Below are 22,959 nucleotides of genomic sequence, written 5' to 3' on the forward strand. Positions count from 1 at the left end.
GGAACCTCGAGATTCCGGGTTCGATGCTGTCGCATCGCCCCGGAATGACGAACTCAGACCGTTGCTTAGAACGTTAGATCGGATTTCCTATGGCCCTCGTCCTCACCGAAGAACAATCCATGCTGCGCGACAGTGCGCGCGGTCTCATCAGCGACAAGGCGCCGGTGGCGCATCTGCGCGGCCTGCGCGATGCCAAGGATGCCACCGGCTTCTCGCGCGATCTCTGGAAGACATTTGCGGAGATGGGCTTCTCCGGCCTGCTGGTGCCGGACCAGTTCGGCGGCAACGGGCTCGGTTGCGTCGAGGCCGGCATCGTCATGGAGGAGATCGGCCGCACCTTGATGCCGTCGCCGTTCCTCGCGACCTCGGTGCTCGCCGCCTCGGCGCTGTCGCGCGGCGGCAGCGAGGCGCAGAAGGCGCAGCATCTGCCGAAGATCGCCGACGGCTCGCTGCTGGCGGCGCTCGCGATCGATGAGGGCGCCAAGCATCGCCCGCTGCAGACCAAGTTGCAGGCCACGCGCTCCGGCAACGGCTTCAAGCTGTCGGGCGACAAGGCCTTCGTAGTCGACGGCCACACCGCCGACCTCCTGATTGTCGCCGCGCGCGGCGCGGGCAGCGCCGGCGACAGGAACGGGCTGACGCTGTTCCTGGTCGATCCGAAGGCGAAGGGGCTCGCGGTCGAGCGCACCGCGATGGTCGATTCGCACAACGCGGCGCGCATCGTGTTCGACAATGTCGAGGTCAACGCCGACAGCGTGCTCGGCGAAGTCGATCAGGGCTTTGGGCTGCTCGAGGGCGTGCTCAATATCGGCCGCGGCGCGGTGGCGTCCGAAATGGTCGGCCTCTCCGACGAGGTGTTCGGCCGCACCGTGGCCTATCTGAAGGAGCGCAAGCAGTTCGGCAAGGCGATCGGCGAATTCCAGGCGCTGCAGCACCGTGCCGCGCAGCTCTACATCGATATCGAGATTACGCGCGCCGCTGTGTTGAAGGCGCTGCAGGCGCTCGACACGGACATCGACAAGGCGGCCACCGCGGTCGCGGTGGCAAAGGCCCGCGCCGGCACCACTGCGACGCTGGCCGTGCAGGAGGGCGTGCAGATGCATGGCGGCATGGGCATGACCGACCAGTTCGACATCGGCTTCTTCATGAAGCGCGCCCGCGTCTGCCAGGAGCTGTTCGGCGACAGCAACTTCCACACCGACCAGCTGGCGAGCGGCAAGGGGTATTGATCTTCGCCGCGTCATTGTCGCTACGCAACACGCTGTCATCGCCCGGCTCGCCGCCTTCGCTCAAGCTTCGGCGCGCCTGAAAGCGAAAGCCTCGTCGAAGCCTTGGCGTAGACGGGACCGGGCGTTCCAGTATTCCAGAGACGTCGGCGCTTGAGCCGAGAAGCCGCGGCGTACTGGATCACCCGCTTTCGCGCGGGTGATGACAGCGGTGAGGGCGGCTTGGCATAGGCTCGTCATTGCGAGCGAAGCGAAGCAATCCATCTCTCCACTTGTGGCGAAATGGATTGCTTCGTCGCTTCAGCGCAAAATTGCTTTGCAATTTTGTCGCGACCTCCTCGCAATGACGATGGAGAGTCTACCGGATCGGCGGCGCGTACTGGACGCCGCCGGCGTTCCAGAGCTGGTTCATGCCGCGCGGGATCTTCAGCTTGGAGTCTGCGCCGACGTTGCGGTCGTAGACCTCGCCGTAATTGCCGACATGGCGGATGATGCGCACCGCCCAGTCCTTGGTCAGACCGAGATCCTCGCCATAGCTGCCCTCGGTGCCGACCAGCCGCATCACCTCCGGCTTCTTCGACTTCAGCGCCTCGTCGATGTTCTTCGAGGTGATGCCGAGCTCTTCGGCGTTGATCATGGCGTACAGCGTCCACTTCACGATCATCATCCAGTCGTCGTCGCGCAAGCGCACCACCGGCGCCAGCGGCTCCTTGGAGATGATGTCGGCGAGGATCGTGTGGTCGCTCGGCTTGGCGAGGTTGAGCCGCAGCGCATAGAGCTGCGAGGCGTCCGATGTTAGCGTATCGCACTGGCCGGAGTTGTAGGCGTTCACGACGTCGTCCAGCTTGTCGAACTTCATCTCCGTGTACTTCATGTTGTTGGCACGGAAATAGTCGGCGAGATTGAGCTGCGTCGTGGTGTTGGCCTGCACGCAGACCTTGCTGCCGTTCAGGTCGAGCGCGGAATCGATGTTGCGCGAGCGTGGCAGCATGAAGCCCTGGCCGTCATAATAGGCGACCGCGGGGAAATAGAGGTCGTAATTGGTCTCGCGCGACATGCTCCAGGTGGAGTTGCGCGAGAGGATGTCGACCTTGCGGTTCTGCAGCTCCTTGAAACGCTCGCTGGCGTCGAGCGGAACGAACTTCGCCTTCGACGGGTCGTCGAAGATCGCCGACGCGACCGCGCGGCAGAAGTCGACGTCGAAGCCGGTCCAGTTACCCTTGTCGTCCGGGATCGAGAAGCCCGGCAGGCCCTTGTTGACGCCGCACAGCACGTCGCCGCGGCGGACGGTGCGCTTCAGCGTGCGGGTGTCGTAACGCTCATAGGTGATGGCGGCGGCCGCAACCAGCGCGGCGATCGCGAGCCCGATCGTCAGGCCGCCTCGAAATGTACGCATGGGTTCTCTCTCGCGAAGGATCGGGGAAATCAGGACGGATATCGAAGGCGGGTAGAGATCAGAGTTCGGGCTTCTGCCGGATGATCACCTTGGTGCCGACCGGAACGCGGTTGTAGAGATCGGCGACGTCGTTGTTGACCAGGCGGAAGCAGCCGGAGGAAACGGCGGTGCCGATGGTGTCGGGCCGGTTGGTGCCGTGGATGCGGTAGACCGTGGTGCCGAGATACATCGCGCGTGCGCCGAGCGGATTGCCCGGGCCGCCCGCCATGAAGCGCGGCAGATAGGGCTGGCGCGCGATCATTTCCGGCGGCGGCACCCAGTCGGGCCACTCGGCCTTACGGGTGATGCTCACGAGGCCCTGCCATTGAAAGCCTTCGCGGCCGACGCCGATACCGTAGCGGAGCGCGCGGCCATTGCCCTGCACCAAATAAAGATGGCGCTCGGCGGTCGCGACGATGATGGTGCCCGGCGCCTCACTGGTCCGGTAATATACGACCTGCTTCTGCCATTCCGGGTCGAGCTCGTAGCCGTCGTCAGCAACAAGGCCGGGCTCGTCGGCGTCCGGGCGGTTCTGGGCGAAGCCCTGCGACGTCGACAGCACGAGCGCGCCCGTCGCGATCAACATCCAGACCAGGTGACGAAACTTCGTCATTGAAAGCTCTCCTTGTTGGCACGCGGCCAAATGGTTGCTCCACCCGCAAATCAGGCAGCATCAAATCTCAGCGGCAGCTTGATGGCAAGCTTAGGGCGGCATCACAGGTATATCCCTGTAATGCTTCTGTTTTTTGTCATTGATTGTCGCGGCACGTTGCGCGGGCCGCCTCATTTCGGCGCGATCCAGAGTCGCAAGGCGAACGAGATCAGCGCCACGGTGCCGACGCCGCCGAGCCAGAGCGCTGCGAACCACAGCAGGCGCTGGCCGAGCGGCCGCTGATTCGGGCTCTCGGGCATCAGTGGTATCCGTGGCCGGGGCGCACCTTGCCGCGGAACACCCAATAGGCCCAGGCGGTGTAGCCGAGGATCAGCGGCACCAGGATCGAGACGCCGACCAGCATGAAGACCTGGCTGTTGGTCGGTGCCGCCGCCTGCCAGATCGTGATGCTCTGCGGCACGATGTACGGATACATGCTGATGCCGAGTCCGGCATAGGACAGCGCGAACAGCCCGAGCGTCAGGAAGAACGGCTGGTGGTCGTTCTTGTTGCTCAGCGCGCGCAGCAGCAGTGCGGTGACGGCGGCGACCGCGATCGGCACCGGCGCGGTGAGGATGATGTTGGGCCAGGCGAACCAGCGCTGGGTGTACTGCACGCTGAGGAAAGGCGTCGCGATGCTGACGGCGCCGATTGCGCCCAGCATCGCGACCAACAACATCCAGCTCAGATGATAGGCGCGGTCGCGCAGCTCGCCCTCGGTCTTCATCACCAGCCAGGTCGCGCCGAGCAGCGCGTAGCCGATCACCAGCGCGACGCCGGTCAGGACGCTGAACGGCGTCAGCCAATCCCACCAGCCGCCGGCGTATTGGCGGCCCTCGACATGGATGCCCTGCAGGATGGCGCCGAGCGCGATCCCCTGCGCCAGTGTCGCAAGCAGCGAGCCGCCGGCGAAAGCGATATCCCATTTGTTGCGCGCCTTCTGGGTCCGCCAGCGGAATTCGAAGGCGACGCCGCGGAACACGAGGCCGAGCAGCATCGCGATCATCGGCGTGTAGAGCGCCGGCATCAGCACCGCATAGGCCAGCGGAAACGCCGCCATCATGCCGCCGCCGCCGAGCACCAGCCAGGTCTCGTTGCCGTCCCACACCGGCGCCACCGTGTTCATGATGACGTCGCGGTCGGTCTTTTGCGGAAACAGTGGGAACAGGATGCCGAGGCCGAGATCGAAGCCGTCCATCACGACATAGACGAACACGGCAAAGGCGATGATGAAGGCCCAGATCGTGGCGAGATCGATCATCGCGCGCCCTCCACGGCTGCGCCCGCCGCCGGCGTGATGCCGGCCGCGCGGGCCGGAAGATCCTTCGTCGGGCCTTGCTCGCCGGGATGCGGCGGCTGCGCCATCAGCCGCAGGATGTAGATCACGCCCGCGGTGAACACGGCGAAATAGACGATGATGAAGGCGATCAGCGACGAGCCCACCGCGGGCGCCGCCAGCGGCGACGCCGAATCGGCGGTCCGCAGCAGCCCGTAGACCGTGAACGGTTGCCGCCCGGTCTCCGTGGTGATCCAGCCCGCGAGCACCGCGATGAAGCCGGCGGGGCCCATCAGCACGGCGAAGCGATGCAGCAGCGACGACTGGTACATCATCCCCCGCCAGCGCATCAAAAGGCTGAGCAGGCCGAGCCCCATGATCAGGAAGCCGAGGCCGACCATGATGCGGAACGACCAGAAGGTGATCGGCACCGGCGGCCAGTTCTCGCGCGGCACGGTGTCGAGGCCGGCCAGCGGCGCGTCGAGCGAATGCTTCAGGATCAGCGACGACAGTTTCGGCACCTCGATCGCATACTTGACCTTCGCTTCACGCTGGTCGGGCCAGCCGAACAGGATCAGTGGCGCGCCGTCCTTGTGGCTCTGGTAATGCCCTTCCATCGCCATCACCTTGGCGGGCTGGTGCTCCAGCGTGTTGAGGCCGTGCTGGTCGCCGGCGAGGATCTGGATCGGCGCCACGAGGGTGGCCATCCACATCGCCATCGAGAACATCACGCGCGCTCCCGCCAGATGCTGGTCGCGCAGCAGATGCCAGGCGCCGACCGCGCCGACCACGAGCGAGGTGGTAAGGTACGCCGCCAGCACCATGTGCACGAGGCGATAGGGGAACGACGGATTGAAGATCACCTTGAGCCAGTCGGCGGCGACGAACTGGCCATCGGCGTTGACGGCGTGGCCGGTCGGTGTCTGCATCCAGGAATTGGCCGACAGAATCCAGAACGCCGAGATCAGCGTGCCGATCGCGACCATCAACGTCGCCACGAAGTGCAGCCTGGGGCCGACGCGCTCGAGCCCGAACAGCATCACGCCGAGGAAGCCGGCTTCCAGGAAGAATGCGGTCAGCACCTCATAGGCCATCATCGGGCCGATCACCGGCCCGGTCTTGTCGGCAAAGGACGACCAGTTGGTGCCGAACTGGTAGGACATCACGATGCCCGAGACCACGCCCATGCCGAACGCGACCGCGAAGATCTTCAGCCAGTAATTGAACAGGTTGATGTAGACCTCGCGCCTGGTGGCAAGCCACAGCGCTTCCAGCACCGCGAGATAGCTCGCAAGCCCGATCGAGAATGCGGGAAACACGATGTGGAACGACATCGTGAAAGCGAATTGCGCGCGGGCGAGTACGACCGCATCCCAGCCTTCGAACATTACGCACCATCCGTCGTCGACCTGGCGTGGACCTTACCACGTCAGCTGTGACGACAAAGAGGGCGGATTGTCCGACTGGAGCGGGTTGAGTTTTGGCTGGATCGGCTTGGCGCGGTCCCGGTTCACCTCTCCCCGTCGGGGAGAGGTGAGCTTTCGACGCCGTTCCAGCTCAACCTGATTTTCATCAGGCTTTAGCTGTTGGCGTTGAGCAGCCGCGCGACGGTGCGGTCGATCTCGTCGTACTGTCCCTCGCCGGCGTGCTGGAACACGATCTTGCCGTTCTGGTCGATCACGTATTGCGCCGGCCAATACTGGTTGCGGTAGGCGTTCCAGGTCTGCGAATTGTTGTCCTGCGCCACCGGATAGAGGATGCCGTGCCGCTTCAGCGCCGCCTGTACGTTGGAGGCCGAATGCTCGAACGGGAATTCCGGCGTGTGGACACCGATCACGACGAGGCCGCGATCCCGGTACTTCGAATAGAGCTGGGTGACGTGCGGCAGCGTGTTGACACAGTTGACGCAGCCATAGGTCCAGAAATCCACCAGCACGACCTTGCCGCGCAGGTCGGCGAGCCTGAGCGGCTGCGAATTGAACCAGTTGCTGATGCCGACGAATTCGGGCGCGGTCTGGCTCTGTCCGGTTGTCATGGCGATCGCCCGCGGCACTGGCTGTGCCGGCGCGTCTGACTCGGTGCAGAGGCCGGGAATGACGGCGCCGCCGAGGCCAAGGCCCGTAACCAGAGCGGATACGGCAATCAAGCGCAGGGACATCGATATCTCCTTTGGCTTACAGGCCGATCTGGCCGTTGGGATAGAACTGGGTCAGCCACGCCACGATCAGCGTGTCGTATTGCAGGTAGGACAGCGCGGCGAATGCGACGATCACGACGCCGAAGCCCTGCTGCAGGCGCGGCGCGATCCGCGCCATGCTGCGCGCGCGCGTGGTGACGGCCTGTCCGCCATAGGCAATCGCAAGCATCGGGATCGCGGCGCCGATCGCGTAGGTGACGAGCTGCAGGCTCGCCCACGCGGTGTCCTTCGAGGTCGCGACGATGGTCAGGATCGAGCCGAGCACGGGGCCGGCGCACGGCGTCCACACCAGGCCGAGCGTAGAGCCGAGCACGAAGCCGCCGAACAGGCTTTGCGACGGCGCGGCATGACCGAGGCTGCCCCCTTGTTTGGACGTGTTTTCTTGACGCGAACCGGTATCCACTTCGCTCGAAAACGCTTTGGTAGCGCCGGTGAGCCGGATCGACAGCCATTCGAACGGCGCCGGCCAGATCATCAGGAGGCCGAAGCCCGCGAGCAGCACGGCCGCGCCGGTCCGCAGCACGTTCGGATCGAAATCGAAGGCGCGCGTGATCGCGCTCAGCAGCAATGCCACCGCAGAGAATGACATCACGAAACCGAGCGCGATCATCGCGGGCCGCGCCTTGCCGGTCTGGCCTATCGATACCCCGAGCAGGATCGGCAGCATCGGCAGGGTGCAAGGGGCGGCGACGGTGGCGACACCGGCAAGCAGGGCAAGGGCAAGGCTGAGCATCGTCATCCGTCCATCAGAGTCCCGGCGCGCCAGAGGGCCGTGCCGGGTACGCCTGATGTTCTTCGCGAGGACGGTTTGGCCGTTACGGCGGGCCGGTCGCGGGCCGCGTCACGTCTGTGTGAGGCGAGGTGCACTCGGCTTCACGACGTCGCGCCAAATACAGAGCGACCCGGCTGGGGGGCATCCCGGCCGGGTCGTTGGAGGCTACTTGGGAGGTTAGAACGAAGAGGTATCGAAATCGGTTCAGTGGATTGGAGTTGGGGTTGCGTCGTTGGATATAGGTATAGAGGTCGCGTTTTTCCGGGTGATGTCGTCGATTGTTTCAATTGTTTCGTCGCCTGGTTTTTTCGGCTTCGTGGATAATTGCCCGGGTCGCGCGATTTCCCTTTAAGGTATTGAATTTGCAGTCTTTTATGCGGCGACGCTATCCACGCCGGCACCCCGCAGGAGGTCGGCGAGCTGCTTGCGGGCATAGAACATGCGGGTCTTCACCGTGCTCTGCGGGATCCCGATGATCTGCCCGGCCTCCTCGACCGACTTCTCATGGTAGTAGACCAGATTGATGATCTCGCGGTGAGCCGGCGACAGCTTGGCCACGCAGGCGCGGAGGATCTCGCTGGTGGTGGCGCGATCGAGCGAGGTTTCCGGCGTGTCGGCGCCGTCGGCGATCTCCAGCACGTCGTCCTGGTCGATGTCCTCATGCTTGCGCTGGCGTAGCGCGGTCAGCGCCTTGAAGCGGGCGATCGAGAGCAGCCAGGTCGAGACCTGCGAGCGGCCCTCGAATTGGGCCGCGGTGCGCCAGACGTCCAGGAACACCTGGCTCACCAGGTCCTCGGCCATCGTGGTGTCGCGCACCATGCGGAGCACGAAGCGGTAAACCCGGACGTTATGACGGGAATAGAGCGTGTGCATCGAGGTGCGGTTATTCTTGGCGATACGCGCGAGCAGCGTTTCATCCGAGGTCGCGCGAGCAGCGTCGATATGCTTCGTGGCTGCAGAGTTGATGGCGATGACGTTCGGCATGACAGGCTCCCAGTTCGCCGTTGGGCGGCGGTTCGTTGGGAGAATTGTTAGTTACGGCCCGTTTCCGGATGTCTGCGCGAAAAGCGGAAAATGGTTTCGTGAACGGGAGAATTGTTTCGTCGCCGGCCCGACGACGAAACATCCGGGACCAAAAAGCCAATAATTTCAATGCGAGGAAAATTCGAACGGCCGGATTCCCGCCGTCGGAACGAATCCGGCTGTTATGACTTCTGGCACTGTCGGGGCTTATTCGGCCGCCTGCAGCGAGGGCGCCGCCTTTTTCGGGGCAATCCAGAACGCATCGGGCCGTTCGAACAGGAAATTGGCCCGCGCCGCCAGCGCCAGCCGCCAGATCACGAGCGAGCCGGCGACGCCGACCGCGGTCACGATCAGCGAGATCAGGCCGATGTCGTGGATGACGCCGAAGCGCAGCAGAAGGGTGCGTGACGCCGCCATCGGCAGGAAGAAGGCGAGATAGATCACGATCGAATGCTCGCCGCAGAAGCGCAGGAAGCCAAGCCAGTGCGCGCGCGCCAGCAGCGTGCCGGTCACGATGATCGCGCAGGCGCCGGCAAAGCCGAGTGCCAGCGAGACGACCGGCCATTCGCTCACCTCGAGCGCAACCAGGCCGCCATTGATCAGCGCCCAGAGCCCAAGCCCGAGCAGGGCAAGCGCAGGCCGTGCCCGCGCGCGGTCCGAGAGCGCGAACACGTAATCGGCGAGGACATAGCCGGTGTAGAAGTAGACGAAGCGGGAGCAGAACTCGTCGATCACGGTCCAGCCGGTCGCGACATGCGCGGTCTCCAGCGCTGCTGCGATCAGCCAGATCACGAGCGGGTGGACGTTGCGCGCGAGCTTGGTGACGACGAAGAAGATCGGCAGCAGATAGATGAACCACAGCGTGCCGAACGGCTCGATGAAGGATTCGAGGTATTGCAGTCCAACCTGGGGCCAACCGGTCTCGGCGGCCAGCGACGGCGCCTTGAAGCCGAACTGGATCGTCACCCAGAGCACGTAGAAATAGGCGAAGTGCATCACCTTGCGGTCGAGATAGGTGCGCCAGTCGCGATCGATCACGACCGACAGGAACAGGCCCGAGATCAGGAAGAAGTCAGGCATCCGGAACGGCTTCGCGAACATCACGACGTAATGCATGAAGCCGGTCTGCTCGGCGGCCTTCTCGACCCCCAGCACCGAATGCATCATCACGACCATGATGATGCAGATGCCCTTGGCATAGTCGACCCAGTCGACGCGTCCGCTCGCGCCTGGGGCGGAACGATCTGTCGCAGCGGCTGTGCCGTTCGTGGTCATCTTTGTCTCGTTTCGGCGTGATCGGGCCTATCATCGGCCCGATCGGTTGCTTTCTCCTTTATTGATACAAATGGTGTGCCACCAAACCGGACCTTTCCGCGGGTTTCCCGTAGCCGGCGAATGGTCTAAGAGGCCGAGGAATCCAAGAGAAGAGACCATTTGTTAACCATGGGACGCACCGGCCCGAGCGCCACTGCGATGATGAAAGTCCTTGCCGCGCCAATTCGATAGTCCGCTGCCGATCGACGCCGTGCTCGACGAGCTCGATCGCGCGCTTGAGGGCCACAACGCCGCGGTGCTGGTGGCGCCGCCGGGCGCCGGCAAGACCACGCGCGTGCCGTTGGCGTTGCTCGATGCCCCCTGGGCGAAGGGCAAGAAGATCATCGTGCTGGAGCCGCGCCGCATCGCCGCGCGCGCCAGCGCGGAGCGGATGGCGAAGACGCTCGGCGAGCGTGCCGGCGAGACCGTCGGCTATCGCGTGCGCTTCGGCTCGAAGGTGTCGCGCGCGACGCGGATCGAGGTCGTCACCGAAGGCATCTTCTCGCGCCAGATCCTCGACGATCCCGAGCTCAACGGCGTCGCCGCGGTGCTGTTCGACGAATTCCACGAGCGCTCGCTCGATGCCGATCTCGGGCTGGCGCTGGCGCGCGACGCGCAGACCGGCCTGCGCGAGGATCTGCGGATCCTCGTGATGTCGGCAACGCTCGACGGTGCACGCGTCGGAAAACTGCTCGGCGACGCGCCGGTGGTCGAAAGCGAGGGGCGCGCCTTTCCGGTCGAGACCCGTTACGTCGGCCGCAAGGTCGACGCGCCGCTGGAGCGGCAGATGGCCGAGACGATCGCGACCGCGCTGCGTGCCGATGCCGGCTCGGTGCTTGCCTTCCTGCCGGGCGCCGCCGAGATCCGCCGCACCCAGACCTTCCTCACTGAGCGTGTGCACGACGCCTCTGTCGAGATCGTGCCGCTGTTCGGCGCGCTCGATGCCAGCGTGCAGGATCGCGCCATCGCGCCGGCGCCGAAGGGCACCCGCAAGGTGGTGCTGGCGACCTCGATCGCCGAGACCTCGCTGACCATCGAGGGCGTCCGCATTGTGGTGGACTCTGGCCTTGCGCGGGTGCCGCGCTACGAGCCAGACATTGCATTGACGCGGCTCGAGACCGTGCGGGCGTCGCGCGCCGCGGTCGATCAGCGGCGCGGCCGCGCCGGCCGCATCGAGCCCGGCGTCTGCTACCGGCTCTGGGACGAGCCGCAGACCGCGTCGCTGCCGGCCTACACCGCGCCCGAAATCCTCTCCGCCGATCTGTCCTCGCTGGTGCTCGACCTCGCGCAATGGGGCGTCAGCGATCCCGCGGGCCTTGCCTTCCTCGATCCACCGCCGGGACCGGCGCTGAAGGAAGCCAGATCGCTGCTGTCGGAGCTCGGGGCGCTCGACGGTGATGGCCGCATTACAGACGAAGGGCAGAGCCTGCGCGCGCTGGCGCTGCCGCCGCGGCTGGCGCGCATGATCGTGGATTCCGCTCGCTTCGGTATGGGCGAGGAGGCGGCCGAGATCGCCGCGGTTCTGACCGAGCGCGGGCTCGGCGGCGACAGTGTCGATCTCGACGTCAGGCTCGACCAGTTCCGCCGCGACCGTTCGCAGCGCGCATCGAGCGCTCGCAGCATGGCGGCGCGCTGGGCCGCGCAGGTGAAGTCGGCTGTCGGCGAAGCGAAGGATCTCTCCACCGGCGTCATGCTGGCCTTCGCATTCCCGGATCGGGTCGCCCGGAACCGCGGCAATGGCAGCTTCGTGCTGGCCAACGGCCGCGGCGCCGCCGTCGAGCAGACCGCGGCGCTGGCGCGGCTGCCTTATATCGCGGTCGCCGAACTGACCGGCACGGCCGCGAGCGGCCGCATCCTGCTGGCGGCGCCGATCACCCAGGAGGAGATCGAGCAGCGTTTCGCCGACCAGATCGAGAACGTGGAAGAGGTGACGTTCGACCGCGGCGCGATGGCGCTGCGCGCGCGGCGCCGGCGTTCGCTGCACGCGATCACGCTGTCGGAAGCACCGATGTCGCTGTCGCCCTCGGCCGAGACCGCGCGCGTCTTCGCCGACGGGCTCATCGCGGCCGGGCTCGACCGGTTGCCGTGGTCGAAGCACTCCAAGCAATGGCGCGACCGTGTCATGTTCCTGCGCAAGGCCGAGGACGAGAGCTGGCCCGATCTGTCCGACACCGCGCTCGCCGCGCGTGCCGACGACTGGCTGGTGCCGGCGCTCTACGACAAGACCGGGCTGAAGGACCTGTCCGCCGGCGACCTGTCGGACGCGCTGATGGCGTTGCTGCCGTGGGAATTGCGCGCGCGGCTCGATCGCGAGGCGCCGACGCATTTCGAGGCGCCGACCGGAACGCAGCTCGCGATCGATTACGAGGCCGAGCAGGGCCCGACCATCGCGGTGCGGCTGCAGGAGCTGTTCGGGCTCAACACCCATCCCTCGATCGCCAAGGGCGCGGTGCCGCTGGTGCTGGAACTGCTGTCGCCGGCACAGCGGCCGGTGCAGGTGACGCGCGATCTGCCCGGCTTCTGGCGCGGCAGTTACGCTGCGGTGCGTTCCGACCTGCGCGGCCGCTATCCGCGCCATCCCTGGCCGGAAGATCCCGCCAGCGCGATGCCGACCAGGCGCGTGAAACCGCGCGGCACGTGACGGGTCGCGAATCTCATGCATCGCCATCATTGCGAGGAGCGATAGCGACGAAGCAATCCATCGTTCCGCGCATGCCGCACGATGGATTGCTTCGCTTCGCTCGCAATGACGGGCATAGACCCGCACCATCCGGGACGTAACGCTGGCGAGCGTCCGCAAACGGTGGTTAGATTTGCACGCTGGGATGGGATCACGGGCTCGCAGTTTGGGGAGGTCACCGTGGAGATCAAGAACGCATCGCCGTCGCTGTACAACGAAGACCTGGCGCCGGCCAAGGAACGTAACTGGGGCGCCTTCAGCATCTTCAACGTCTGGACCTCGGACGTGCATAGCCTGTGGGGCTATTATCTCGCCGCCAGCCTGTTCCTGCTCTGCGGCAGCTTCGTCAATTTCATCCTCGCGATCGGCGTCGGGTCGCTGGTGATCTTCGTGCTGATGAGCCTGATCGGCAATGCCGGCGTGAGGACCGGCGTGCCCTATCCGGTGCTGGCGCGCGCCTCGTTCGGGGTCTGGGGCGCCAACATTCCGGCGCTGGTCCGCGCCGTCGTCGCCTGCTTCTGGTACGGGGCGCAGACCGCGGCGGCCTCGGGCGCGATCGTTGCGCTGCTGACGCGCATCGACAGCTTCAAGGCGTTCCACCAGTCCAGCCATATGCTCGGCCATTCCACGCTCGAGGTGATCTGCTTCGTCGTGATCTGGGCGCTGCAGCTCCTGATCATCCAGCGCGGCATGGAAACGGTGCGGCGCTTCCAGGACTGGGCGGGACCTGCGGTGTGGTTGATGATGCTGATCCTTGCGATCTATCTGTGCATCGCGGCCGGCGGCATCTCGCTCACCGCGCCGATCCCGCAGGACGTGCTGCTGGAGAAGACCAAGGAGGCTGGCGTACCCGGCGTGCCCGGCTCGTTCCCGGCGCTGTGCGCCGTCGCCGCGACCTGGATCACCTATTTCGCCGCGCTCTATCTCAACTTCTGCGACTTCTCGCGCTATGCGCCGGATGCAGCCGCGCTGCGCAAGGGCAATATCTGGGGCCTGCCGGTCAATCTGATCCTGTTCTCGCTGGTCGCCGGCGTCACCACGATCGCGGCGTTCAACGTCTATCACGAGGTGCTGCTGCATCCCGACCAGATTTCGGCGAAGTTCGACAGCTGGTTCCTGGCGCTGCTCGCGGCGGTCACCTTCGCGGTGGCGACGCTCGGCATCAACGTCGTCGCCAATTTCGTCTCGCCGGCGTTCGATTTCTCGAACGTGTTTCCGCGGCATATCGACTTCAAAAAGGGCGGCTACATCGCGGCGCTGATCGCGCTGGCGCTGTATCCGTTCGCGCCCTGGGAGGGCAGCGCCGCCTCGTTCGTCGGGCTGATCGGCGCGACGATGGGACCGATCTTCGGCGTCATGATGGTCGACTATTACCTGATCGCCAAAGGCCGTGTGAACGTGCCGGCGCTGTATCAGGAGAACGGCGAATATCGCTTCCAAAACGGCTGGAACGTCAGCGCGCTGATCGCCGCCGGCATCGGCGCGCTGTTCTCGTCGGTGCTGCCGAACTTCACCTCGATCCTGCCGGCGTGGTGGGCGGTCTATGGCTGGTTCTTCGGTGTCGGGATCGCGGGCGCGGTCTATTACGCGCTGCGCGTTGCGATGCCGAGCCCGGTCGCCAGGACGGCCTGAGAGACGGCCTGAGGGCCGGAAATTGCGGCCCTCGCGGGCGACCGACGTCATTCGGCCGCCCCTTGGGGCTCGCATTAACCCTTCGCTCATCCTTTTCGCCAAAATGGCAGGCTCGTGCCGCCGCCCTCGCTCGCGGCGGGGCGGGCGGCGTGGTGAAATTGCGTGTTCGGTTTTCCGAGTATGGTGTCATGCGTAACCTGATGATTTTCGCGGCCATCCTGATCGGGCTGGGCACCTTCATGGCTCAGATGGCCAGCAAGATGTCGCCCGCCGCCGCGACCACCACAAAGCAGACCATGGCCCCAGCCGTCACGGTGGCGCAGGCCAGCGCCCGCACGCTCAGTATTGCGCCCGATCCTCGCGGTCATTTCGCGACCGACGGCCGGATCGACGGCCAGCGCATCAACTTCATGGTCGACACCGGCGCCTCGGTGGTAGCCCTGAACGAAACGTCCGCGGCACGCTTCGGCCTGCGTCCGGTGCCGGGCGATTACACCTCGCGCGTCACCACTGCCAACGGCACCATCAAGGCCGCGCGCGCCCGCATCGCCATGATCGAGATCGGCGGCCTCACCGTGCGCGACGTCGATGCCCTGGTGCTGCCCGACGAGGCGCTGTCGGAAAACCTGCTCGGCCTGTCCTTCCTGTCGAAGCTGAAGCGCTTCGAATATGCCAACGGCAAATTGTTGCTGGAGCAGTAAGGCCGATTGGCATCAAAGCCTATCCAAGTCTTCCGCCGGATGTCTTCCTCCGTGATGCGCATCGTCTCCTCAGAACGGCAGAAATTCCGCCGAAACTGAGGAAGGCGGACACACGAGTCGCCGCGAGGGAATTCAGTGCGCTGCTTGTTCACATTTTGGGAATGAGAGCGTAGTCGAGTCGATCTTCGCGACGGCGCGGCATTTGCGCCAGACGTTCGCGGGCAACGTCAGACCTGAGGCGCTTTCGCAGAGCGTCGCGCCGATCTCCCGCCGTGCTCACTGTAAATCCCTACTGCACTCTCTGATATAGCCGGGCGGGTCGTCGACATTCGGGCAGCGCACGACCTGAACGCAAAAGACTTCATCACCGTGTTTGAATATCGAGACTTTTAAACGCTCGCCTCTCTCCGTCGGTTTCCCGGTAATAGCTATGCCTAGGCCGGCATCGTCACCCGATAGCGACACCTCATCTTCCCCAAAAGGAAAAACGGATAAACACTCTTTCGGCACATCAATCCATTGCCCATTGTGTTCAATGCGCATCGACCGTTCCAAGCCTACCCCAAACCCTTTCTTTTCCGGGTTTCGGTCGCAAACTGCCTTGAGGGTGCGAAGTTCGATCTTCGCAAGATCCCCGCCTTGTTGATTTTTGAAAGTCAAAGTCACGACACCGGCTTACACCAGGGGCCCGAGTTTGCCTTGCATACCGTTGAATTGGCGAGCAGAAGGCATAAGGCTCCGGCGAGCACGAACATTTTCATCGGCATGACTCAATATTTGTATCGATTCCAATCAGGCATTCTCGACCCCGTTGGCTTGCCGTGAAGCCAATACAAATAGCTCCCATCCCAAGATCCAACCCACGCTCGATAATCCGGAGTTTTCTGCGAATAAGCCTTCGCATTGTCTAGATCTCCATCAATCTCGTGCTGATCATCCCAGTGCATGTGCCGACGTGCCACCGCACCGCTGTCGCCAAACCCCACACCACCGCCCAGCGCTCCGTCTTGGAATCCGCGCGCTATCTGATCGTAGTAATTCCGCGCGCTATCTGATCGTAGTAATATAGTCCGCCGCGCTTATGAATTTCCACGCCCAGTTCCGGGATAAAGCCCCTGCTCTTGGTCTCTTCCGGGTAATATTGGGCACCAAGGTCTATCATTTCCTTACGGGCAGCGTCCCATGCGCGCTCCGCGCTCTCGAAACCGATCCCCGCATTGCGGCTCGGAAAGTCGCCACCTTCGGCGCCGCCAAAGCGCTTGATGCCAGCGACGCCACCCGATCCGCTGGGGCTGTTGCCAGTCGCCGGCCCGTTGACGCCGGGCTGACCGGCTGCTGTCGCGGGCTGCTGCGGCTGGGGTTGCGCTGGTTGAGTCGGTGTCGGCGGCTGCTGAATCTGCGCCTGTTGAGTTACGCCATCCGCGGCGAACGGGTCGTGGTCAACGGGAACGAGCGAGTAGTCATCGAAATCCGGCTGATGGTCCACCGGCACCAGAAAGTAATCAGGCATCATCAATCACCTACAGATATTGCGGACACCTTCGGGGGAGCCAGCGCGTGACCGCACCTCGCGGAGAGGGCTGGGTTGGCTTTAGATGTTTGAAGCCAAGTGCTTGAAGGATGGCTTGCGCAATGGCGCGGAAGTGTCGCTTCCGGTTCGGCTTGCAAATCGTCTTCGCCGGACGCCCGCCTGTCGGCGGGGGCGGCCTTGGCCGTCAGCCAGTTCGGCTCGCTGCGGTGGCCGATTTCGGCGCGCTGCTGGGTCGGAGCGATTAGCGGTCAAGCAGCGCGTAGGGCGCAACAGCGCGGCGTATTGCGCCGGCGTGCAAGTATTGGCCGACGCCAAATCTGGCGCAATTATTAGCCACCAGCCCCAGTCTCTGCTTTCGCCCGGCCCGCGCATTCGCTAAAGGCTGCGACGATGTTTTTCTGCATACGACCATAAGGCCGAACCATGTTTCCCAAGCCGAAATCCGCGCTGGTTCCGAACACCTATGCCTTCGAATCCGAGCCGATGGTGAAGCCGACCGGGTTTCGCGAGTACGATGCGCGCTGGCTGTTCAACAAGGAAATCAACCTGATGGGCGTGCAGGCGCTGGGCATGGGGCTCGGCGCGCTGATCGCGGAGCTCGGCGTCCGCCAGGAGATCGTCACCGGTCACGATTTCCGCGGCTATTCCGCCTCGATCAAATACGCGCTGATCTCGGGGCTGATGGCGGCGGGCTGCAAGGTGCATGACATCGGGCTCGCGGTGACGCCGATGGCCTATTTCGCGCAGTTCGATCTCGACGTGCCCTGCGTCGCCATGGTCACCGCCTCGCACAACGACAATGGCTGGACCGGCGTCAAGATGGGCGCCAACCGTCCGCTCACCTTCGGTCCTGACGAGATGTCGCGGCTGAAGGCAATCGTGCTCAACGCCGAATTCAACAACACGGCTGGCGGCTCCTATCAATTCCACGAGAATTATCCGGCGCGCTACATCGCCGACCTCACCAGCCGGCCGAAGCTGAAGCGCAGGCTGAAGGTCGTCGCGGCCTGCGGCAACGGCACCGCGGGCGCGTTCGCGCCGCAGGTGCTGGAGGCGATCGGTTGCGATGTGATCCCGCTCGACACCGAGCTCGATCACACCTTCCCGAAATACAATCCGAACCCCGAAGACATGGAGATGCTGCACGCGATCCGCGATGCGGTGCTGGCGCACAAGGCCGATGTCGGCCTCGGCTTCGACGGCGACGGTGACCGCTGCGGCGTGGTCGACAACACCGGCGAGGAGATCTTCGCCGACAAGGTCGGCGTCATGCTGGCGCGCGACATGTCGGCGATCAACGCCAACGCGCAGTTCGTCGTCGACGTGAAGTCGACCGGGCTGTTCGTGACCGATCCCGTCTTGCAGAAGCAGGGCGCGAAGACGGTCTACTGGAAGACCGGCCATTCCTACATGAAGCGGCGCACCAATGAGCTGGGCGCGCTCGCCGGCTTCGAGAAGTCGGGCCACTTCTTCTTCAACAAGCCGTTCGGCCGCGGTTATGACGACGGCCTGGTGTCGGCGATCGCGATCTGCGAAATGCTCGACCGCGCCCCCGGCAAGTCGATGGCCGACCTGAAGAACGCGCTGCCGAAGACCTGGTCGTCGCCGACCATGTCGCCGCATTGCGCCGACGAGGCGAAGTACGGCGTCGTCGACGCTGTCGTGAAGCACTTCGAGGCGTTGCAGCAGCACGGCGGGAAGGTCGCGGGCCAGAACATCCGCGACCTCGTCACCGTCAATGGCGTGCGCGTCACGGTCGAGGACGGCAGTTGGGGCCTGGTGCGCGCGTCCTCGAACAAGCCGGAGCTCGTGGTCGTGGTGGAAAGCCCGGTCAGCGAGCGGCGCATGCACGACATGTTCGAGGCGATGGATGCCGTGCTGCGCACGCATCCCGAGGTCGGCGAGTATAATCAGAAGATTTGAGCTGGGTGCTCCTGGGTCGTCATTGCCGGGCTTGACCCGGCAATCCATCTCGGAAAAGCTTTCTTGAAAATCGATGGGCACGCGGGTCAAGCCAGCGTGCGACGGTCGGTGTCCGCAGCTTCACGCCGCCCGCAGCGAGGCCAGGAAGCGGTCCAGCTCGGTCTTCAGCCACTCCGATTGCGACGACAGGCCGTTGGCCGCATCGAGCAGTTGTGCGGTCGCGCTGCCGGCCTGTTCGGAGGCGCGGTTGACGTTGAGGATGCCCTTGTTGACGTCCCGCGTGCGATCGGCGGCCTGCTGCAAATTGCTGGAAATCTCACGGGTCGCCGCGCCCTGCTGATCGACGGCGGCCGCGATCTCGCCGGAGACCTGGTCGATCTCCGCGATCGTGGACCCGATGGTCCCGATCGCGCTGACGGCCGCGCCGGTCGCGCTCTGGATATCCTGGATCTGGGCCGAAATCTCCTCGGTCGCCTTGGCGGTCTGGTTGGCCAGTGCCTTGACCTCGCTTGCGACCACGGCGAAACCGCGGCCATGCTCGCCGGCGCGCGCCGCTTCGATGGTGGCGTTCAGGGCGAGCAGATTGGTCTGGCTGGCGATGCTCTGGATCAACGTCACCACCTCGCCGATCTTCTGCGTGCCGGCGGCAAGGCCTTCGACGACGCTGTTGGTGCGGCGTGCCTCGTCGGCGGCCTTGGCGGCGATCCGCGCCGAGCGCGTCACCTGCTCGGCGATGTTGTTGATCGAGGCCGTCAGCTCTTCGGTCGCGGACGCGACGGTTTCCACATTGCTCGAGGCCAGCGTCGATGCGGAGGCGGCGGCGGTGGCCTGGCGGATGGTTTCCGCGTTGCTGCCGTTCATCGTTGCCGACAGGTCCTGCATCGCGCCGGCCGCCACCGCGACGGCCTCGACGACCTCGCCGATCTTGCGCTCGAAGCCGGCGGCGAGCTCGCGCCGCGCGGCATCGCGATCCTGCTTGGCGCGTTCGGCCTCGATGCGCTCGGCGTTGGCGCGCGCCTCGGCGGCACCGGCGGCCTCGGCCTCCGCCGCCTTCAGCGCCGACGTCCTGAACAGTTCGGCAAGCGTGTGCGCGAGCCAGATCAGCACGCCGGCCTCGATCAGCAGGATCACGGCGTGGAGAACGACGCGACCGAAATCGGCGCCGCCGGGATAGATCGCAGCCGGCAGGATGAAATTCAGCGTCAGGTGGTGCAGGGCAACCGCCAAAGTGCCGGCGACGATCGGCCGATAGTCGCAATAGGCGACGAGGCACGCCAGCGCGGCGAAGAAATACATGTGCATGTCGACCTGCCAGCGGTGGCCGGCAAACTGGTAGACCAGTATCGACACGCCGGCCATCAGGGCCACGGCAACGATCAGGCGGGTTGAAACGCCGTTCCCCGAGACGCGCCACGACAACGTCGCGGCCAGCGCCATCGCGACCGTGAAGCCGGCCGGCATCAGCCAGTCGGTGTGCAGTGTGATGCCGACGATGATCGCGATCGGAACGTGCAGCCACAGCACCACGAGCAGGATCTTGCTCGCCGTCTCGCGCAGCGCGGCCATTTCATCGCCTTCGAAGGTCATCCCCAACCCCCAGATCGTCATCCGCCGTGAAGCAGCCGGCGATCGCCTGCGGATCCATGGTCAGCAAGGCGCCGGCCTCGTACAGCCGGCCCAGCCCGCCATTGCGGTCAGGCCGCACCACCAGCAGGGCCGGGATCGCGGTCATCCGAACGATCGACGCATCGGCGGATGCGGCGGCCAGCAGCGCGCGCTCGGCGCGCCACCATGGCGGAAAGGCCACGGCCACCACATCGCTGCCCGCACGCACCTTTAGCGACAGCGTTGCGACCGCGATCCAGCTCGCGATCAACAATGCGGCCGCGCCCAGCCAGGCAGGCCGTCGTCTCGCTGGGATGATCTCCCCCGGCTCCATCGCAGCATGATACCGCTGCCGGCGCTAACTTCAGGTAAATACCGAACCGGCGAACTACCTGGGAGCGTATCGACCTATCGTGTGGGGTGTGCGGCGGCGCTTACGCCGCGGGCACCGGCAGCGCCGTCACCGACTTGATCTTCTCCATCGCGAAGCGCGAGGTGACGTTCTTCAGCGGCACGGCACTGATCAGCTTCTTGTAGAAGACGTCGTAGGCCTGCATGTCCGCGACCACGACGCGCAGCATGTAGTCGACGTCGCCGGCCATCCGGTAGAACTCCATCACCTCGGGCATGGCGCTGACGGCGTCGGCGAATTTGCGCAGCCAGGCTTCCGAATGGTCGGCGCTCTCGACCGAGACGAACACCGAAATCCCGAGGCCGATCTTGTTCTGGTCGACCAGCGCCACGCGGCGCAGGATCACGCCGTCGGCCTCCAGCCGCTGGATGCGCTTCCAGCACGGCGTCGACGACAGGCCGACCCGGTCGCCGATCTCGGCGACGGAGAGCGACGCATCCTCCTGCAGCACGGTTAGAATCTTGCGATCGATCGCATCGAGGCGGCGGCTGTTGTCATGAAGCTGAATGGCGACATCGGTCATAGAAGAAAGTTCCATATGAGGGTTCAATATCCCTCATATAGAGAAGAATCTTCCAAATCAAGCGATTCGTGGCGGCTCAGGCCGGCCTGGCGTCGGCGTGTTGACCCAAAAACTCTTCAACTTCAGTACGTTGCGGTGCGGCATAAGCACCCCCGAAGCGGGTGCATTTCAGCGCTGCAGCGGCCGAGGCGAAGCGGAGCGCGTCCCGTAGCGGCTGTTTCTCGGTGATGGCGAGGGCGAAGGCCCCGTGGAAGACGTCGCCGGCCCCGAGCGTGTCGACGGTATGGACCGGGAAGGCCGGGGTTTCCTCGAGCTCGCCGTTCTCGTTGAGCCAGATCGTGCCCATCGGCCCGCGGGTGCCGGCCAGGAAGGAGGGGGTGAGCTTGGCGAGCTTGTGCAGCGCCTGGCCGTCGTCGGTGACGTCGGCGGTCTCCTGCAGCGGCTCGCTGGAGAACACCAGGTGGGAGGAGGCGGTGAGCAGCCCCTCCCGCATCGACATCGCGCGGTCGACGTCGACCACCACGGGGATACCGCGCTTGACCGCCTCGGCGCAAAGCTCGGTGCAGAACGGCGCGCAGCGGCTCTCGGTCAGGATCGCCGCGCAATCCTCCAGCAAGAGTTCGGTCGGCGGCAGCTTGACCTTCCAGAGCTCCGGATCGCGGAAGGTGACGATGGTGCGTTCGCCGCTGTCGTCGATCATGATCGCCGAGATCGGGGTGACCAGGTTCGGCATGTGGATCAGATGATTGGTCTCGATGCCTTCCTGGGCGAGCTTGTCGAAGATGTAGCGGCTCGAGGTCTCCTGCGAATCGCCCATCGGTCCGCAGATCGAAGCGCGCCCGCCCAGCCGGACGATGCCGATGGCGGCGTTCAGCGCATTGCCGCCGCAGATCTCGTCGAAATGCGTCGCATTCTCCTTGGAGCCGCGCGCCGGGACGCTGACCCGAAAGGTCAGGTCGCGCACCGGCAGGCCGATGCAGAGGATGCGGGGCGGGACTTTCGGGGCGCCGTTCTGAAAATTCATGCGGGGATCCGTCGCGGTGGTTCCGTTACTGCCAGAACTGTGTCCAGCTTTAATCGGCAGAACGATGTCCGGTTCCCGCTATTTGTCCAACGGGTTCTGGTGATGCACCCAGCGGCCGAGCAGATGATGGGCAATCGCGAACGGATGCGGGCCGGCGAGCCCTTCGGGATGCTGGCGCTTCAGCATCAGCGACGCCTCGGCATGGTCGAACCAGCGCGCATCTTCCAGCTCGGTGCGGTCGACCACGATGTCCTCGTTGGTCGCGCGCGCGGTGCAGCCGATCATCAGCGATGACGGATAGGGCCAGGGCTGCGTCATGTAGTAATTGACGTCGGTGCAGCGGATGCCGGACTCCTCGAAAATCTCGCGCCGCACGGCGTCCTCGATGGTCTCCGCGGCTTCCACGAACCCGGCGAGGCAGGAATACATGCCGGGCATGAACTGCTTCTGCCGTCCCAACAGCACCTTATCGCCATACGTGACCAGCATGATCACCACCGGATCGGTGCGCGGAAAGTGCTCGGCCTTGCAGCTCGGGCATTCGCGCTTCCAGCCGCCGTCCTTCATCGCCGTGCGGGTGCCGCAGTTCGCGCAGAAGCCGTGGCGCTGATGCCAGGTCACCATCGATTTCGCCATCGCGATGGCCGAGAGCTGCTCGGGCGGCACCACGCCCTGCATCGCCATGCCGCGCAATTCGGTGATCGCGACGTCGGCGCGTCCGACCAGCTTCTCGGCCGCCTGCGGCGCGATCCCCATGCCGAAGATCGGCGCGGCGTCGCGCAGCCCCAGGAAGATCGTGCCGGGATTGGCGCCGTAGCTGCGGGCTTCCTCCAGCGACAGCAGCGCGCGGGCGCCGCCGTCCTCCTGCTTCACGACCAGCGAGTCGCGATAGATCACATAGGCTCTAGCCTCGCGGTGGCCTTCCAGCGCGAACAGCTTCTCGTCGTTGGTGCGCAGATGCGCGGCGCGGTCCAGCACGTGGGTGACGAAGGCCGGCTGGCCGAGCGGAAATGAATCGAATGCAGACATTGAA

Annotated in this window: 21 protein-coding genes; 5 read left to right on the plus strand and 16 right to left on the minus strand. The window is 64.9% G+C overall.

What is annotated here, in order from left to right:
- The first annotated feature begins 89 nt into the window (after positions 1-89).
- Complete coding sequence (locus J2R76_RS30405) at positions 90-1,229, plus strand: acyl-CoA dehydrogenase family protein (RefSeq protein WP_253625303.1); 1,140 nt, start codon at positions 90-92, stop codon at positions 1,227-1,229.
- Positions 1,230-1,584: 355 nt separating this feature from the next.
- On the opposite strand, the gene J2R76_RS30410 is transcribed toward J2R76_RS30405, so the two are convergent.
- The 9 genes from J2R76_RS30410 to J2R76_RS30450 all read right to left on the minus strand — a co-directional run bounded on the left by J2R76_RS30410 (position 1,585) and on the right by J2R76_RS30450 (position 9,856).
- Positions 1,585-2,622 carry an amino acid ABC transporter substrate-binding protein gene (locus tag J2R76_RS30410; RefSeq protein WP_141339963.1) on the minus strand — a complete coding sequence of 346 codons (1,038 nt, stop codon included), beginning with the start codon at positions 2,620-2,622 and terminating at the stop codon, positions 1,585-1,587.
- A gap of 58 nt (positions 2,623-2,680) precedes the next feature.
- Positions 2,681-3,274 carry a L,D-transpeptidase gene (locus J2R76_RS30415; protein ID WP_057018994.1) on the minus strand — a complete coding sequence of 198 codons (594 nt, stop codon included), beginning with the start codon at positions 3,272-3,274 and terminating at the stop codon, positions 2,681-2,683.
- Positions 3,275-3,444: 170 nt separating this feature from the next.
- Positions 3,445-3,573: a DUF2474 domain-containing protein gene (locus tag J2R76_RS30420; RefSeq protein WP_141339964.1), complete on the minus strand. Its 129-nt coding sequence runs from the start codon at positions 3,571-3,573 to the stop codon at positions 3,445-3,447.
- Positions 3,573-4,574, minus strand: a complete 1,002-nt coding sequence (gene cydB / locus J2R76_RS30425) for a cytochrome d ubiquinol oxidase subunit II (RefSeq protein ID WP_057018993.1) — start codon at positions 4,572-4,574, stop codon at positions 3,573-3,575. The genes J2R76_RS30420 and cydB overlap by 1 nt, the downstream gene beginning before the upstream one ends.
- Positions 4,571-5,977: a cytochrome ubiquinol oxidase subunit I gene (locus J2R76_RS30430; RefSeq protein WP_057018992.1), complete on the minus strand. Its 1,407-nt coding sequence runs from the start codon at positions 5,975-5,977 to the stop codon at positions 4,571-4,573. Before J2R76_RS30430 ends, cydB begins: the two co-directional genes overlap by 4 nt.
- A 191-nt stretch (positions 5,978-6,168) precedes the next feature.
- The gene (locus J2R76_RS30435) at positions 6,169-6,747 is read right to left on the minus strand and encodes a thioredoxin family protein (RefSeq protein WP_076834906.1); all 579 of its coding nucleotides are present in this window, start codon (positions 6,745-6,747) and stop codon (positions 6,169-6,171) included.
- Between the two features lie 16 nt (positions 6,748-6,763).
- The gene (locus J2R76_RS30440) at positions 6,764-7,519 is read right to left on the minus strand and encodes a cytochrome c biogenesis CcdA family protein (RefSeq protein ID WP_076834956.1); all 756 of its coding nucleotides are present in this window, start codon (positions 7,517-7,519) and stop codon (positions 6,764-6,766) included.
- 411 nt (positions 7,520-7,930) lie between these two features.
- Positions 7,931-8,542, minus strand: a complete 612-nt coding sequence (locus tag J2R76_RS30445) for a sigma-70 family RNA polymerase sigma factor (protein ID WP_057018990.1) — start codon at positions 8,540-8,542, stop codon at positions 7,931-7,933.
- Positions 8,543-8,788: 246 nt separating this feature from the next.
- Positions 8,789-9,856 carry an acyltransferase family protein gene (locus J2R76_RS30450; protein WP_076834907.1) on the minus strand — a complete coding sequence of 356 codons (1,068 nt, stop codon included), beginning with the start codon at positions 9,854-9,856 and terminating at the stop codon, positions 8,789-8,791.
- Positions 9,857-10,067: 211 nt separating this feature from the next.
- Between J2R76_RS30450 and hrpB the strand changes: the two genes are divergently transcribed.
- The 3 genes from hrpB to J2R76_RS30465 all read left to right on the plus strand — a co-directional run bounded on the left by hrpB (position 10,068) and on the right by J2R76_RS30465 (position 14,908).
- Positions 10,068-12,536 carry an ATP-dependent helicase HrpB gene (hrpB, locus tag J2R76_RS30455; protein WP_076834908.1) on the plus strand — a complete coding sequence of 823 codons (2,469 nt, stop codon included), beginning with the start codon at positions 10,068-10,070 and terminating at the stop codon, positions 12,534-12,536.
- Between the two features lie 219 nt (positions 12,537-12,755).
- The gene (locus J2R76_RS30460) at positions 12,756-14,207 is read left to right on the plus strand and encodes an NCS1 family nucleobase:cation symporter-1 (protein WP_057018987.1); all 1,452 of its coding nucleotides are present in this window, start codon (positions 12,756-12,758) and stop codon (positions 14,205-14,207) included.
- A gap of 200 nt (positions 14,208-14,407) precedes the next feature.
- Entirely contained in the window at positions 14,408-14,908 is a 501-nt protein-coding gene (locus J2R76_RS30465; RefSeq protein WP_076834957.1) for a TIGR02281 family clan AA aspartic protease, read from the plus strand.
- Between the two features lie 276 nt (positions 14,909-15,184).
- Here J2R76_RS30465 and J2R76_RS30470 read toward each other — a convergent pair whose 3' ends face one another.
- Positions 15,185-15,574, minus strand: coding sequence for a hypothetical protein (locus J2R76_RS30470; RefSeq protein ID WP_141339966.1), 390 nt, complete (start codon positions 15,572-15,574; stop codon positions 15,185-15,187).
- Positions 15,575-15,929: 355 nt separating this feature from the next.
- The gene (locus J2R76_RS30475; protein ID WP_076834910.1) at positions 15,930-16,421 is read right to left on the minus strand and encodes a hypothetical protein; all 492 of its coding nucleotides are present in this window, start codon (positions 16,419-16,421) and stop codon (positions 15,930-15,932) included.
- Between the two features lie 441 nt (positions 16,422-16,862).
- Here J2R76_RS30475 and J2R76_RS30480 point away from each other — a divergent pair, with 441 nt between their 5' ends.
- Positions 16,863-18,362 (plus strand): phosphomannomutase/phosphoglucomutase, encoded by a 1,500-nt coding sequence (locus J2R76_RS30480; RefSeq protein ID WP_076834911.1) that lies wholly within the window; start codon positions 16,863-16,865, stop codon positions 18,360-18,362.
- A gap of 120 nt (positions 18,363-18,482) precedes the next feature.
- Here J2R76_RS30480 and J2R76_RS30485 read toward each other — a convergent pair whose 3' ends face one another.
- From J2R76_RS30485 to nudC, 5 genes are all read right to left on the minus strand, one after another.
- Positions 18,483-19,949 carry a methyl-accepting chemotaxis protein gene (locus J2R76_RS30485; protein WP_076834912.1) on the minus strand — a complete coding sequence of 489 codons (1,467 nt, stop codon included), beginning with the start codon at positions 19,947-19,949 and terminating at the stop codon, positions 18,483-18,485.
- Positions 19,930-20,241: a hypothetical protein gene (locus J2R76_RS30490; protein ID WP_244559030.1), complete on the minus strand. Its 312-nt coding sequence runs from the start codon at positions 20,239-20,241 to the stop codon at positions 19,930-19,932. The genes J2R76_RS30485 and J2R76_RS30490 overlap by 20 nt, the downstream gene beginning before the upstream one ends.
- Before the next feature lie 160 nt (positions 20,242-20,401).
- A complete protein-coding gene (locus J2R76_RS30495; RefSeq protein ID WP_016848075.1) occupies positions 20,402-20,902 on the minus strand; it encodes an Lrp/AsnC family transcriptional regulator in 501 nt (166 codons plus the stop codon).
- 76 nt (positions 20,903-20,978) lie between these two features.
- Entirely contained in the window at positions 20,979-21,926 is a 948-nt protein-coding gene (locus J2R76_RS30500; protein ID WP_057018982.1) for a sugar kinase, read from the minus strand.
- A gap of 78 nt (positions 21,927-22,004) precedes the next feature.
- Positions 22,005-22,955: an NAD(+) diphosphatase gene (gene nudC / locus J2R76_RS30505; RefSeq protein ID WP_076834914.1), complete on the minus strand. Its 951-nt coding sequence runs from the start codon at positions 22,953-22,955 to the stop codon at positions 22,005-22,007.
- Positions 22,956-22,959: the final 4 nt, after the last annotated feature.

It is taken from the genome of Bradyrhizobium sp. USDA 4532 (genome assembly GCF_024171315.1).
Classification (GTDB): domain Bacteria; phylum Pseudomonadota; class Alphaproteobacteria; order Rhizobiales; family Xanthobacteraceae; genus Bradyrhizobium; species Bradyrhizobium australafricanum.